The organism is Bacillus sp. TH22 (assembly GCF_016651015.1).
Lineage (GTDB): Bacteria > Bacillota > Bacilli > Bacillales > Bacillaceae_G > Bacillus_A > Bacillus_A mycoides.
In genome coordinates this window covers 2,426,853-2,441,667 of the sequence record NZ_JAEKER010000001.1, presented here as the reverse complement: position 1 = coordinate 2,441,667, position 14,815 = coordinate 2,426,853, and the positions used below count along the sequence as shown (strand labels likewise).

The 14,815-nt window shown below is 35.4% G+C and carries 10 protein-coding genes and 1 pseudogene; 6 read left to right on the top strand and 5 right to left on the bottom strand.

The genetic code is table 11. The features are described 5' to 3' along the window. Positions 1 to 30: 30 nt before the first annotated feature. Positions 31 to 996, top strand: coding sequence for an L-threonine 3-dehydrogenase (locus JFU18_RS12440; RefSeq protein WP_201034694.1), 966 nt, complete (start codon positions 31 to 33; stop codon positions 994 to 996). 60 nt (positions 997 to 1,056) lie between these two features. Beyond that, positions 1,057 to 1,479, top strand: a complete 423-nt coding sequence (locus tag JFU18_RS12435; RefSeq protein WP_201034695.1) for an NUDIX hydrolase — start codon at positions 1,057 to 1,059, stop codon at positions 1,477 to 1,479. 38 nt (positions 1,480 to 1,517) lie between these two features. Here JFU18_RS12435 and JFU18_RS12430 read toward each other — a convergent pair whose 3' ends face one another. The 3 genes from JFU18_RS12430 to JFU18_RS12420 all read right to left on the bottom strand — a co-directional run bounded on the left by JFU18_RS12430 (position 1,518) and on the right by JFU18_RS12420 (position 5,955). Then, a complete protein-coding gene (locus JFU18_RS12430) occupies positions 1,518 to 3,401 on the bottom strand; it encodes a vWA domain-containing protein (RefSeq protein ID WP_002029726.1) in 1,884 nt (627 codons plus the stop codon). Between the two features lie 3 nt (positions 3,402 to 3,404). Then, positions 3,405 to 4,298, bottom strand: coding sequence for an ATP-binding protein (locus tag JFU18_RS12425; protein ID WP_201034696.1), 894 nt, complete (start codon positions 4,296 to 4,298; stop codon positions 3,405 to 3,407). Between the two features lie 127 nt (positions 4,299 to 4,425). Continuing rightward, the gene (locus JFU18_RS12420; RefSeq protein ID WP_201034697.1) at positions 4,426 to 5,955 is read right to left on the bottom strand and encodes a cardiolipin synthase; all 1,530 of its coding nucleotides are present in this window, start codon (positions 5,953 to 5,955) and stop codon (positions 4,426 to 4,428) included. A gap of 380 nt (positions 5,956 to 6,335) precedes the next feature. Here JFU18_RS12420 and JFU18_RS12415 point away from each other — a divergent pair. Further along, a pseudogene (locus tag JFU18_RS12415) lies at positions 6,336 to 6,665 on the top strand (hypothetical protein). Positions 6,666 to 7,486: 821 nt separating this feature from the next. Continuing rightward, a complete protein-coding gene (locus JFU18_RS12410; protein ID WP_002010499.1) occupies positions 7,487 to 9,190 on the top strand; it encodes a putative bifunctional diguanylate cyclase/phosphodiesterase in 1,704 nt (567 codons plus the stop codon). 56 nt (positions 9,191 to 9,246) lie between these two features. On the opposite strand, the gene JFU18_RS12405 is transcribed toward JFU18_RS12410, so the two are convergent. Continuing rightward, positions 9,247 to 10,586, bottom strand: a protein-coding gene (locus JFU18_RS12405) for an IS3 family transposase (protein ID WP_201034698.1) whose coding sequence is annotated in 2 segments (ribosomal slippage) — positions 9,247 to 10,193 and positions 10,193 to 10,586 — 1,341 coding nt in all. Because the reading frame shifts where the segments join, the coding sequence is not laid out codon by codon here. A 109-nt stretch (positions 10,587 to 10,695) separates the two neighbouring features. Next, entirely contained in the window at positions 10,696 to 12,093 is a 1,398-nt protein-coding gene (locus tag JFU18_RS12400; RefSeq protein ID WP_002010500.1) for an amino acid permease, read from the bottom strand. Positions 12,094 to 12,530: 437 nt separating this feature from the next. On the opposite strand from JFU18_RS12400, the gene treR reads away from it, so the two are divergent. Together treR and treP are read left to right on the top strand one after the other, a co-directional pair. Continuing rightward, complete coding sequence (treR, locus tag JFU18_RS12395) at positions 12,531 to 13,241, top strand: trehalose operon repressor (protein ID WP_002010502.1); 711 nt, start codon at positions 12,531 to 12,533, stop codon at positions 13,239 to 13,241. Positions 13,242 to 13,381: 140 nt separating this feature from the next. Beyond that, the gene (gene treP / locus JFU18_RS12390; protein ID WP_201034699.1) at positions 13,382 to 14,809 is read left to right on the top strand and encodes a PTS system trehalose-specific EIIBC component; all 1,428 of its coding nucleotides are present in this window, start codon (positions 13,382 to 13,384) and stop codon (positions 14,807 to 14,809) included. The last annotated feature ends 6 nt before the right edge of the window (positions 14,810 to 14,815 follow it).

The window sequence follows — 14,815 nt, the reverse complement described above, 5'->3', positions numbered from 1 at the left end:
TGAATAGCTTGCAAATGGGGAGTGGGAAAAATGAAAAAAATTCTAGTAACCGGTTCTTTAGGGCAAATTGGTTCTGAACTAGTAATGAAACTTCGTGATGTATACGGCGCATCAAATGTTATTGCAACAGATATTCGTGAAACAGACAGTGAAGTAGTAACGTCTGGTCCATTTGAAACGTTAGATGTAACGGATGGACAAAAATTACATGATATTGCAAAGCGTAATGAAGTAGATACAATTATTCATTTAGCGGCTTTACTTTCAGCAACTGCAGAAAAAAATCCGTTATTTGCTTGGAATTTAAATATGGGCGGACTTGTAAATGCATTAGAAGCAGCACGTGAATTAAACTGTAAGTTTTTCACGCCAAGTTCTATCGGTGCATTTGGTCCATCAACGCCAAAAGATAATACACCACAAGATACAATTCAGCGTCCTACTACGATGTATGGGGTAAACAAAGTAGCAGGAGAATTACTATGTGATTATTATCATCAAAAGTTTGGCGTTGATACGCGCGGTGTACGTTTCCCAGGCTTAATTTCTTACGTAGCTCCTCCAGGAGGCGGAACGACTGACTATGCAGTTGAAATTTATTATGAGGCGATTAAAAAAGGTACATACACCTCATACATTGCAGAAGGAACATACATGGACATGATGTATATGCCAGATGCTTTACAAGCAATCATCTCATTAATGGAAGCTGATCAAAATAAACTAGTGCATAGAAATGCGTTTAACATTACAGCAATGAGTTTTGAACCAGAGCAAATTGCAGCATCAATCCGTAAACACATTCCGAACTTTACAATGGATTACGCAGTAGATCCAGCTCGTCAAACAATCGCTGATAGCTGGCCGAACTCTATTGATGCAACAGCAGCAATGAAAGAGTGGGGCTTTAAGGCAGAATATGATTTAGACAGAATGACAACTGATATGTTAGCCAAGTTAAAAAAAAAGCTCGCAGCTGAGTTAGTGATGAATTAATAGGAAGAGCCGATTCTTAGGAATTGGCTCTTAATTATTTTAGGAAGGGAGAAAAGCAACATGCAAAGAGTTGATGTTGTATATGCATTAATACACGATAGCGAAAAAGATAAAATATTAATGGTACATAATATAGAACAAAACGTTTGTTCATTGCCAGGCGGGGCTGTTGAAAAAGGTGAAATATTAGAGGAAGCACTAGTAAGAGAAGTGAAAGAAGAGACAGGTTTAACTGCCACACTCAGTGGACTTGTCGCATTAAATGAGAAGTTTTTTGAAGAGAAAGGACATCATGCATTATTTTTTACATTCCGAGCAAATGTAGTAACAGGTGAACTTCGTGCAGAAGATGGAGAAGAAATTTCCGCAATCGAGTGGGTGGATCGGACAATCGCAAATGAACGATTCCCATTCTACGATGGGGGATTTGAAGCATTGTTAGAAGTAGCCATTCCATATAAATTTCAACCAGAAACACAGTGAGTGAACGAAAAAACAGGAGCCTCGTGGCTCCTGTTTTTCTATTCAATCGTCTTCAGTAATAGTTTCTTCAACAATGGTTTAATCTTCAGGCGTAAATCTTCAGCATGATTTGCAACTAAGAAGTGATGGTTATAAATGTTTTTCATTAGTTGATAAGTCGCTTCTTTCGCTTCGCCTTCTTCGATAAAGATGCCGATTACTTCCATACCACTTTTACGAGCAAGTTTGACTGCTTCGTGCGTATCTAAAATTCCGTCTTGTTGATAGTCTAGTGCAGAAGGTTCACCGTCTGTAAAGACAAGTAAGAATTTATGTTTTTCTGGTCTTTTCGCAAGCTTTTCGGAAACGATACGAATAATATACCCGTCGCGGTTATCTTCTTCTTCGCGAAGTTGCATAATTTCTGGACCGACGTTTGGTAACGTTGAGTTTTTATACGTAACAACTTCATGGATAACGTTCGGTTTATCTTCAGGTTTAGCACTAGAAGCATCTTCCCAAAATCCACTAATAGCGTGCGGAATTTTTAAAGATTTTAAAGCTTCATGGAATAGGACCACACTCTTCTTCGTTTCTTCCATTTTGTTATACATAGAACCAGAGCAGTCCACTAATAGTTGGAATGCAACGTCGAGCTCTTGTGATTCTTGTCCTTTTTTATAAAACATACGCGGCTGCTTTTCAGTATAAATACGAAGGAATTTCTTACGAAGCCTTCCGTAATATTTATCACTGTTTGCATTCGTTTTGTTTTCAATTGTTTTTTCGATAATTTTCTTTAATTCTTTTACATCTTTATTAACGACTGATTTGATAGCTTGGTAATCTTTTTTCTCATCAGGATTCGATTTGCGAGCTTCTTTAAATGTATGAGAAGCTCCCACATTATACTTGCCGTATGCACCGTCGTTTTGGCTAGAAGCATGAGACGCTCTTGCTTCCTCTGTATCAGCACCATCAAAGTTAGATTGTGTACTTTTTTGGGAAGTACCTTGTACAGAACCAAGTGCTTGGTCACCATCTTCTGATTCACGAGCAGTATCACCCATCATATTTGTTTTTGTTCCGCTTTCTAAATCAAAGCGTAAAAAGTTCTCGTTTTCATTGTTTTTATTTTCACGGTGCCATGTCGAGAAGCTTTCATCCATTTTGTTTTTGTTATCATCGTCATCTAGGAGCTGCGTATCATCATTTGCTAATTTTTCAGCGCGACTGTCTTTCTCATCTGCAATCACAGATAAATAAAGCGGTGCATGTCCGAAATAATTATTAAGCATATCACTTTCAAGAAGTCCTTCTAAACGATAGCGAATTTTCTCAACAATATACATAATATCTTCCGTATTACGAGCTTGGAATGTTTCATGCAAAATTGATTCAATTTGCTCGAAATATTCATTATTAAACATTTCATATTTATCACTCGTTAATGAAAGATAGCATAGACAAAATAGACGATCACCGTGATAGTTACGAACACGATTTATTTCATTTTGTGAGCCAAAGTAATTGCGATACATTTCTTTTCGGCGTTTAAAAATATGTTTTGTGCCAGGACGTAAATTTTTGACGATTTCCTCAACACGTAAATCTTCTAATAGAACAAATAATTGTGTTAAAAACTTTTTTAGAGGCGATTCTTGTAACTCAATCGCATAAGAACGAATTAAAGTCATGTCCGAGTAATGTTTATTACCAAGTGCCTTTAAGAACACTTCGCTTTTTAATCCGATTACTGTATCCTCTTCTTTTCGATCATCCCAAAAGTGACTAATGACAACCTTTTTTTCAATTTCGTCGTAGTATGCTTTATAGCCATACTCAAGATAGGCATCGTCTTCTTTTAGAAGAGCATACATTAAGTTTTCCATTTGTAGAAACAGCGACGCATCAATTTTTTTGTCACTAAAAATTTGTCTCATGAATTATCCCTCAAAGAAATAACTTTCTGCTAATTCACGGACAGTCATTTGTTCTGTTTCATCGTTTAATTTTGCGATAATACTACGTTCAATTGCACGCATAACAGGAATATATACACCTAAATCACATGCATCGATAATGCCACGAATACTAGCTGCTTCTTCACTTACGCGCCCATCACGAGCTAAAGGCATAAGATCGCTTGCGAATGCAACGAACTTTTCAATTGTTGCAACATCATTTAATTTTGATTCAGATAGTAATAGTTCTTTTAATGTATCACCTTGAATGTAAGGAACTTCAATAATAACGAAACGGTTTTTTAACGCTTCGTTTAGTTCACTTGTCCCAACATAACCTTCGTTAATCGCAGCAATTACGCGATATTCGTCATCACCGTATACAACTTCTTGTGTAAATGGGTTTGTAATCATTTTACGGTAATCTAACGCACCATGAAGAAGTGGTAACGTTTCAGGTTTTGCCATATTGATTTCATCAATATAAAGGAAATGACCGTTTTTCATTGCCTTCATAAGAGGACCGTTAACGAACATAACTTCAGATGCGCCGTCTTTTGTTTGTAATGTGTTGTATCCTAAAATACCTTCTACATCTAAGTCGACAGAACAGTTAATGCTATGCATTGGTTTTTGGAATAAAGAAGAAAGAGTTTCCGCTAGTACTGTTTTACCACTACCAGTTGGTCCTTTTAATAGAATGTTTTTACCAAGTAAAAGTGCTGTAATGGCATCTTCAATAATGCTGTTATCAGATGCTTTATATATTTTCTTGCCAATTAAATGTGCATTTTCACCAGCTTCTTGTTTATTCTTTTCGTGAATTGTAGAAAGCTGCTGTTTTAAATCAGAATGTATATGAAATTGTTCTAACATGTATTTCCCACCTAACATTATTTTCATAAAGTAATACATCTTATGATAACTTGTTTTAATATGGTATGCAAAGAAAAGGAGAAGGGGGAAATATAAAAGAAAAAGCAATCAATATCACATTGATTGCTTATAGTAAAGGAGAAATGAGTCGCATAAAGGACTCTAATATTCGTTTTTTGATACTTCTTTTTTGGAACGAGTTCCATTTAATTTCAGTGGAGTGTTTAAAGTCTTCTTCAAAATCGCGTTTAATATCATGAACGGTTTCTGATTCATATAGTACGCTAATAATTTCATAATTCAATTCAAAGCTACGTACATCCATATTTGCTGTTCCGATTGTTGCAATTTTATCGTCAACGAGTACAATCTTTGCGTGCATAAATCCATCTTTATAACTGTAAATAGAAGCACCAGCTTTTAAAAGTGGAGTGAAATAGGATTGAGATGCTTGATCGCTAATAATACTATCACTCTTACCAGGATATAAAATGCGTACATCTATGCCAGATATTGCACTTAAGCGTAATAATGTTAAAGTTTCTTGATCCGGAATAAAGTATGGTGTAGCGATCCAAATAGACTTTTTGGCTGAGCCCATAATAGCTAGTAATGTATTACGAATACTTTTATCATCTGAGCTTGGTCCACTTGCTACAATTTGCACCGCACCTTCTGCATCCGGAATTTCTTTTCCTGGGAAGTAGTGTCTATTCATAAATTGATCCCAAGAATAAGTATTCAATCCACTAGACGCATAAAGCCAATCTTCTAGAAAGATGGCTTGTAATTTATACAATGCTTTTCCTTCTATTTTTAAATGACTATCACGCCAAACCGGGAATTTTTTTGAGCGACCAAGATATTCATCACCGACGTTGAGCCCTCCGGTAAAACCAATTTCTCCATCTACAATGACGATTTTACGGTGATTACGATAATTAACTGTCTCGAGTAACCAAGCTGAAAAAATAGGGTCAAATTCGACAATTTCAATTCCAGCTTTTTTCATAGGTTGTAAAAATCGTCGTCTTAACGTATTACTTCCGAGTCCATCATAAAGGAAGCGTACAATAACACCATCTTTTGCTTTTTGTATTAAAGCATCTCGTACTTTTGTACCAATCTCATCAGATTTATAAATATAGTATTGAATATGTATGTGATGTTTTGCATTCTCGATTGCGTTCAAAATTTCTGAAAAGGTTTGATCACCGTTTGTTAAAAGTTTTGTTGTCGTTCTATCTGTGGCAGGCCCGCCTCCAAATTTTTGTACTACTTCTGTTAAATGTATGGAACGTTCATGTAATGGAACTGTGAGTGATAATTCTAGTCGTCTTCCTTCTAATATTTCGCGGAATAATTTTCTTTGTTCTTCTGAACGATGAAGATGTTTTTTTCTTCTCCAACGGCTACGCCCGAAAATAGAGTATAAAAGTACACCTACAACAGGAAGAAGTGCTAATACTAAAAACCACGCTAAGGTGCTTTGGGGTGATCTATTTTCGATAAAAATAACGAATGAAATTCCTACGATTGTGATGGACCATAGAGCACCAACAAACGTATATAACGAAATAACCGATGTATTTAATAGGAAAAGAACGATAGATACGATTGTAAATATTAATAATAATTGAACGATAGGTTTCTTCATTTCTATAAAATTCCTCAAATCTTTCTTAAATATGGACTTCTTATATAAAAGGTGTAATCTGACATTCTTATTATAAAGTGTTTTGTTTTTTTTACAAAATATAGACATTTTCCCCATGCTTTCCGCATTTGTCCTACATACAGTATATTATTACATTTTTATATAGAAAAGGGGATGAATAAAATGTACGATCTTCCATTTGGTGGATTTGTACATTCTCCATTTTTAGGAGGAGGATTCTTTCCTGGAAGGGGCTTTACTTAGTCCTGCGTTTGGTTATGGCGGATATTGCTATCCATACTATACGGATTATTAACAGTATCCTTACTATTCATACAACACATATTAAAGTAGGGAAATTGAAAAGGAGAGGAAGAGAAATGAACTATATGCTAAATCACGGAGGATATTATCGTAATCATCATGGTGGGGGAGGGCATAATCACCATGGAGGACATAATCACCATGGTGGGCACAATCATTATGATCATCATCATCACGGTGGTGGATGGGGTCAGGGTGGCGGCTCGTGGGGCGGAGGGTTTTTCCCAGGAAGTTTCTGTCGGAGGCATGTTAGGTGGGCTTACAGTCGGCTCATTAACGGGTGCAGCAGGTGGAGGCTACTATCCGAGCACCGTACCCAGTAACGTATCCAAGCACCATATCCAATGCCATACCCGGGTTATCAGCAAATACCATATCAGTATTAAACTAAAAAAGAGGATATCCTCTTTTTTAGTTTAATACTTTATTTATAAAATATTTCCAAAAACAAGGTGAAAATATGTTAATATGTTGTTATTATAATTCAATATGTTAAATGCAAATTTTGGCTTTATCTCGCTATTTGTGGGCAGTAAAACCCCCACCTCAAAATTCAGCTGGAACAAAGAAGTTAGGGGAAGCCCTGCTACCCGTAAAAGCCCGATTGGTGATCAGTTGGGATGAACAACCCCCCCACTGATTAAAGTTTCACTTTATATTATTATTCGTGAATCGTTGTATTTTGTATATTAATCTCTATTTCATTATGTATCGGCAGTTAGATTTACATCTTAACATTTAATGAAATAAAAGAGGTTAGGTGTGAGGTCGTATTAGTAGGGAGCAGAGGCTAATAGTGATGAAATTGTCACTTTACAAATTCAAAGAATGTAAGAGAATACTGTATAATAAGCTTAGATAAGTAGAGAGATGAGAAGCTTCTACTATAATTAAAACAGCACCATATTGCTTTTTTTTATAAATAATATTATGTTATTTTAATCGGCCTATTTAGAAAAAAATTATGATTTATCCCGCATTAACGGGCAGTAAGACTCCCACCTCAAAATTCGGTGAATGTGAGGAAGTTAGGTGGGAGATAAAAGCCCGATTGGTGAAGGCTAATAATCAGTGGGGATGGACACCCCCCCTACTGATTAAAGTTTCATTTTATGTAAAGGCGTATTGTTAGAAAATGAAATATCTCTATTTCTATGAAGAGAAACGAGTTGTGTTTTAGTCAGATAGGAAGCAAGGAGAGGTGCGCATGCTAGAACAAAGAGGTCATGCATTATATGACTCTTCATTGCAAGATTTAAAATTAGCATTAGATGAGTCTTCAATTGTTGCTATTACAGACCGAAATGGTCTTATTACATATGTGAATGATAAATTTTGTAAAATCTCAAAATATAAAAGAGAAGAGTTAATAGGAAAAGATCACCGTATTTTAAATTCCGGATATCATCCGAAAGCATTTTTTCAAATCCTATGGAAGCGTATTTTGAGTGGAAAAGTCTGGACAGGGGAAATTCGAAATCAAGCAAAAGATGGTACGTATTATTGGGTTAAAACAACAATTGTTCCATTTTTAAATGAAAAGGGAGAACCTTATCAATTTATTGCAATTCGAAATGATATAAGTAGTAGGAAAGAAGCAGAACAAAGATTACGATTAAGCGAAAGTCGTTATAGGGAACTTGCTTATCATGATGCGTTAACAAGTTTACCGAACCGTTTACAGTTAATTACGACTGTAAATAAGATGATTGCAGAGAAAATAGAGTTTGGCATGATTTACTTTGATTTAGATCGTTTTAAATTAGTGAATGATACGTTAGGTCATATGATAGGAGATTTACTTTTAAGCGAAGTTGCTTCACGGTTGCATTATGTGCTAGGAGAGAAAGATGTTCTGGCTAGGCTTGGTGGCGACGAATTTGTGCTGTTAACAAAAACTCATACACATGATGAGATGAGGCAGTTAGCGACATCCGTGTTGTCGTGCTTTCAAGCGCCATTTATGCTTGAAGGTCATGAAGTATATATTTCGGCTAGTCTAGGACTTTGTTCCTATCCGCAAGATGGAAAAGACGTTGAAACGTTATTAAAAAATTCGGATTTAGCCATGTATAGTGCGAAAGAGCAAGGAAGAAATGCGGCGTGCTTCTTTACAGATGAATTACGTGCGAAAATAAACCGTAGAATGAAAATAGAATTTGCTTTGCAAAAAGCGATTCGTGACGAAGAATTAAAAGTGGCATTACAACCCATTATTGATTTGAAAACAAAGAAATGTACTGGTATTGAGGCTTTAGTACGCTGTAAGACAGAAGAAGGTCCTATTTCACCAAGTGAATTTATCCCTGTAGCTGAAGAGTGTGGACTTATTATAAAACTAGGAGACTGGGTACTAGAAAAGTCATGTCGACTGTTTAAAACTTTACCAGATTATCAAGAGGGACTGAAGTTATCTGTTAATTTATCAATACAACAATTGATGCAAAAGCGATTTATTTTATCTGTTCGTAGTATATTGAAGCGAACAGGGTTTCCGCCAAATCGTTTAATATTAGAAATAACAGAAAGTATAGCTGTACGTCATTTTGATTATATTATTGCTACATTACAAGAATTAAGAAGTATGGGAATTTTAATCGCTTTAGACGATTTCGGAACAGGATATTCCTCATTATATTATTTAAAACAACTACCACTTGATATTGTGAAAATTGATCGTAATTTTATTCGTGAGTTTCATTATGATCATGCACAACCAGAGCGAACGATTGTAAAATCGGTTATTGAAATTGCCCATAGTTTAAATTTATTAGTGGTTGCTGAAGGGGTAGAAACGGTAGAACAAGAAAGTTTATTAAAATCAATGAGTTGCGACTTTGTACAAGGTTTTTATTATGCGAAACCGTTAGATATAGGGGAACTAAAAGAAAAGCTATTAACTGATTTTTAATAAAAAAAGAGAAGCGAAATAATCTGTACCCTTTGTAAAGGACATTTTTAAAAAAGTTAGGCAACATCAAGAAGATGATTTCTGTATCCAACAGGAGTCATCTTTTTTAAATTCCATTGATATCTATAGTGATTATAGTACGTCATATATTTCTTAATCTCTTGTTTCAACTCAGTAAAAGACTCGCAAGGTTTTATATGTGCTTCATCTTTCAGATGACCAAAAAATGATTCTTGTGGAGCGTTATCCCAACAGTTCCCTCTTCTTGACATAGATTGTCCGAGCTTTAGCTTTTTGACTAATTTTTGGTAGGTAGGGCTTGTGTAGTGGGCTCCTTGATCTGAATGAATATATGCACCTTCAGTCAATCGAATCCTCTTATTCCGTTTTAGTTTATGAAGAGTTGTTGTTACGAGGTCTAATGTCATCTGTTCTGAAACATGGTAAGCTAAAATTTCATTGGTTGAGCCATCTAAAATTGTAGATAAATAAGCTCTTTTATTCTTACCGTAAACTAAATAAGTGATATCTGTAAGAAGCGTTTTTCCTGGGGTGTTTTGTTTAAATTCTCGATTTAATTGATTCGGCACTACTCGATGTTCTTTTGAAGCTTTCAGCATTCTTTTATAAGGATTTGCTTTCCGAATCGGACAGACAATCTCATATTTTTTCATGATTCTACGGATACGCTTTAAATTGTAGACAACTTGAAAATGACCCACCAATGTCATTTTTATTTGACGAGCCCCTTTCTTTCGATTTCTAAATCGAAGTGCTTTTAATATGATTTCTTTCACGATTTCATCTTGATTGTTCTTTTGTTTCCGTTGTTCTTGAGATGAAATGGAAAAATAATTATAGTATCCCGAACGGGATACACCAGCTACTTTACACAAATAACTCACCATATTTCTTAAGTTATATTTTATGATGACAGAACGAATCAGGATATATTTCTGACTAGGTGATAACGTTATTTCCTTCTCATCCTCCCTTCCATAAGTTTGATCTTTTTTAACAATTCATTTTCTGCCTTTAGTAAGTTCCGTTCGGCTTCTAAACGAGCATACTTCTCTTCTAACGTAAGCTCTCTCTCAAGAGTTCTTCCCGCGCCCGCGTTTTGGGTGCGTGTATCTCGCAAACCAAATACACCATTTTTTCTGTAAGCAGCACGCCACCTACTTCCTGATGACATAATTCGTTTCATTCCAATCATATCTATATCAAAACCACATTCTTCAAAAATATTTCGAGGTAGTTTTCCTTTCTCATTTTCCTCAATAAAAATACGCTTAAATTCATCTGTATAAGTGATACCTTTCTGACTTACAGATTTTATGTAGGGGTTATTTGATAGAATTTGAATGTCTCTTTCTGTAAATAGCTTTTTTGTCATTTTGAACTTTCTCCGATCCCAATTTTCTCTCATTATACAAGAAATACCCTATAGAATAGACTTTTTTTTCAGTGTCTATTCTGTAGGGTACATTTTAAGCTTCTCTTTTTTATTGTTTTTTTTGTGAATCTTTCATTAAAACTGGATAAAGAATAAGACCTAATACAAACAAACCAATGCCTAAGAAGAATGTTTTTAAATCAGCAGTTCCCGTTTTAATAACCCATATGGAATATAAAAATGCTAATGCAGTAATGATTCCATCTTTTATTCGAGATCCCGGCATTATATCATACGTTTCCCCCGTAATAACTAATTTTAACTGATACAAGGTAGAAACAAGGTACGGGATTAAATATGCTAATGTCGCTACAACAATAGCGAAATTATATGCTTCTGAAACAGTACCAGAAATCGTTGAGAATAAGAAAATTTGCGTCATCACATTTGTAATAAATAATGATTTTGAAGGACTACCTTTTTTATTTGTTTTACTGAAAAACTTAGGGAAAAGTCCATTTTTAGCAGCCTGGTAAGGTACTTCTGAGCTAACAACGATCCATCCTACAGTAGAGCCGAATAAAGATACGAGTGCAAGTAAGGCCATTATATAAGCACCTTTAGTACCAATTGCTAAATTTAATGCATCTACTAATGGTTTTTGAGACTCTTTTAAAGCGTCTTGTGGAAGAGCGCCCATTGTTAGTAGAGTAATTGCCATGTAAATAAGAAGAGCGATGATTAATCCGAAAATCGTAGCTTTCTTAACATCGTGCTGAGATTTTGCACGGTTAGAGAGCATAACTGCTGACTCAATACCGATAAACGCCCAAAGTGTTGCAATAGCAGCGGAATTTATTTGTCCACCCAACGAAATAGGTTGTCCAGCTTCATTCATAAATGTTTGACCGTCCCCGAAATTAGAGGCATTGAAAATGAATAATGTGATTACAATAAACATTGTAAATCCGATGATTTTTGCGATTGTTGCAAGAAGGTTCATATTTCCGGCTCTATCAATATTTTGAGAAAGAATATATTGAATTCCCCATAGCATCATACTACATACTATGAAGGTTAAAGCTTTTCCAAGTTCTAATGAAAATCCGTTTGTTGAAAAGAGAATTTGCTTACTTTGTAAAACTGGGAAGAATGTTGATAAATATCCTGCAAAGGAAATAATTACAGATGCTGTAGCAGCCCAGTTAGCAGCCCAGTATCCCCAAGCCATACTATATCCTGCAACTTTACCTGTCTTTTGAGAAGTAAACATTGCTTGGGCGTAACTTTGTGGTCCTGCTTTTAATTCTGGTTTACGAATTGCTAAATTTCCAAATACGAGTGCAATCATAAATACACCAAGTCCTGTAATACTCCATGCCAGTGTAGATCCCATTGGACCTGATACGTGTGCTAAATTTGCTGGGAGCATAAATACGCCACCGCCAACCATATTCCCGATAACAAAAGCTGTTAAAATCCATAATCCCCATTTTTTCGTTTCCATTTTTGTTAACTCCTTTGTAGTAAGTTTTGCTTAAACATCATTTTTTACTAGCATTTTGGCAATAAAAAAAGAGCCATGTAGATAAAAAATACCTACATGGCTCTTTGCCAAAGCGTAGGTACAACGGGAATAACCCTTGTACCTACGCGTAATTTTTCCGCTAGGTTTCAAGGGTTAAGTATGATGATGATGTTTTTGTGCAAATGTAACTACAGTTGTATAAGTAAGCATAGTTCTTTGCTCCCTTTCTCCTCTGATTTTGAAGTTAGTATACTACATGTTTTTTTGAATGAAAAGAAAAATTTATAAAAATACGTTTTAGAGACTAAATATTTACCTATAGTTTTCTTGTACTGGAAAATAAGTGAGAGATTGGCAGAAGAGTATAGCGTGGTATAATATATATAGAACTAGAAGGTGACAAGGGGCTATTGTAGATGATGAGTAAGTATGAACAAATTTATACAGAAATCAGCAAGTCTATTGATAATAAACAATTAAAAGAAGGATGTAAAATCCCATCAGAAACGGAATTAATGAAGCAGTATGAGGCAAGTAGGGGTACTGTAAGAAAAGCTGTAGATTTATTGCAAGAGCGTGGATATGTTCAAAAAATACACGGAAAAGGTGTTTTTGTGTTAAAGCGCAAAAACATTGAATTTAACTTTGGTGGTATTGTAAGTTTTCAAGAAGAAAATGAACGTTTAGGACGTCATTGTATTACAGAAGTCGTGGAAATAGAGAAAATGAAAGCGACACAAGATGTAGCAAAGTTATTAAACGTGAAAGAAAAAACGGAAATAAATCATATTAAACGTGTACGAAATATTGATGGAGAAAAAGTAATTTTAGATATAAACCATTTTGTATCGGAATATATTCCAGGATTAACGAGAGAAATTGCAACTGCATCGATTTATAAATACATTGAGAAAGAATTAGGGCTACATATTAGCTATTCACAGCGGGTAATTGAAGTGCAACCATGTACAGAGGATGACCGAAAGTATTTGGATTTAAATGGAACAGACTATGTTGTCGTTGTAAAAAACTTTACTCATTTATACGATGGGAGTCAGTTCGAATATACGGAATCACGTCACCGTTTAGATATTTTTCACTTTTCGGATGTGGCGCGAAGAAAATAAAGAGATGGAGCGAAATAATCGTTCCATCTCTTTATTTATAAAAAATCACCAACTTATATATATGAGTGTTGACTAACTTATATATACGAGTTAATATGTAAGTGTAAACGGTATCAAAAAAAGAAAAGAGGGACGGGAATATGGGGAAAGACTATCGTAAAACAGCAAAAGAAGTGTTGCAGTATATTGGTGGGAAAGACAATATTGAACAAGCTGCGCACTGTGTAACGAGGCTACGCATTGCTTTAAAAGATGAAAATAAAATAGATAATGATAAATTACAGTCTGTTTCATTAGTAAAGGGAGCGTTTCATAACGCTGGGGTATTTCAAATTGTAATTGGTCCAGGTGATGTCGATCGAGTATACGCTGAATTGATAACGCTTGCAGATATGGAAGAATCGACAGTAGCTGACGTAAAAGGTTCAGGGGATAAAAAATTAAATCCAGTTCAAAAGTTTGTAAAAGTATTTTCAGATGTATTTATGCCGATTTTGCCAGCAATTATTACGGCAGGTTTACTAATGGGGATTAATAACCTGTTAGGGGCAAAGGACTTATTTTTTGATGGGAAAAATTTATTAGAAGTATATCCGAACTTAGGTGGGCTTTGGGATTTAATTAATATGATGGCCAATACAGCATTCGTATTCTTACCGGCACTTGTTGGTTGGTCAGCAACGAAGCGCTTTGGTGGTAGTCCAATACTAGGGATTGTTATGGGATTAATGCTTGTGCATCCGGCCTTATTAAACGCGTGGGATTATGGAAAAGCAGCGACTGGTTTAGAGGGACAAAAGATTGAGTACTTCGATATTTTAGGGTTATTCCAAATTGAAAAGGTAGGGTATCAAGGTCAAATTTTACCCATTTTAGTAGCAGCATTCGTATTAAGTAAAGTTGAAATCTTCTTAAAGAAACATGTGCCAAACGCAATTCAATTATTAGTTGTACCAATTACAACAATCGTTGTAACGGGTGTGTTAGCGTTAGGAATTATCGGTCCAGTTACACGTCATATTGGCGATTTATTAACGGCTGGATTAGTTGGCGTATATGAAACGGTACCAGTACTTGGAGCAGTATTATTTGGAGCATTATATGCACCGCTCGTAATTACAGGAATGCATCATATGTTTATTGCAATTGATTTGCAGCTAATTGCACAGCACGGCGGTACATTTATTTGGCCGATGATTGCTCTTTCTAACATTGCACAAGGTAGTGCGGCACTAGCGATGTTCTGGATTTCTAAAAATCAAAATGATAAAAGTATGGCATCAACATCAGCAATCTCAGCGTACTTCGGTATTACAGAGCCAGCGATGTTCGGTGTGAATTTAAGAAATAAATTCCCGTTCTATGCAGCGATTATTGGGTCTGCTATAGCAGCGATATTTATTACATTAAATGGTGTATTAGCACCAGCAATCGGAATTGGCGGATTGCCAGCATTTATTTCTATCATTCCGAAATCGATTCCAATGTTTATTGTAGGGATGATAATCGCAGTAGTAATTCCATTTACATTAACATGGTTATTTGCGAAACGAGTAAAACAGAAGTAGGAGGAA

What these genes read in the sequence shown, in the direction of transcription:
- JFU18_RS12440 (WP_201034694.1), top strand. Translation starts at nt 31, where the DNA reads ATGAAAAAAATTCTAGTAACCGGTTCTTTAGGGCAAATTGGTTCTGAA.
- JFU18_RS12435 (WP_201034695.1), top strand. Translation starts at nt 1,057, where the DNA reads ATGCAAAGAGTTGATGTTGTATATGCATTAATACACGATAGCGAAAAA.
- JFU18_RS12430 (WP_002029726.1), bottom strand. Translation starts at nt 3,401, where the DNA reads ATGAGACAAATTTTTAGTGACAAAAAAATTGATGCGTCGCTGTTTCTA.
- JFU18_RS12425 (WP_201034696.1), bottom strand. Translation starts at nt 4,298, where the DNA reads ATGTTAGAACAATTTCATATACATTCTGATTTAAAACAGCAGCTTTCT.
- JFU18_RS12420 (WP_201034697.1), bottom strand. Translation starts at nt 5,955, where the DNA reads ATGAAGAAACCTATCGTTCAATTATTATTAATATTTACAATCGTATCT.
- JFU18_RS12410 (WP_002010499.1), top strand. Translation starts at nt 7,487, where the DNA reads ATGCTAGAACAAAGAGGTCATGCATTATATGACTCTTCATTGCAAGAT.
- JFU18_RS12400 (WP_002010500.1), bottom strand. Translation starts at nt 12,093, where the DNA reads ATGGAAACGAAAAAATGGGGATTATGGATTTTAACAGCTTTTGTTATC.
- treR (WP_002010502.1), top strand. Translation starts at nt 12,531, where the DNA reads ATGATGAGTAAGTATGAACAAATTTATACAGAAATCAGCAAGTCTATT.
- treP (WP_201034699.1), top strand. Translation starts at nt 13,382, where the DNA reads ATGGGGAAAGACTATCGTAAAACAGCAAAAGAAGTGTTGCAGTATATT.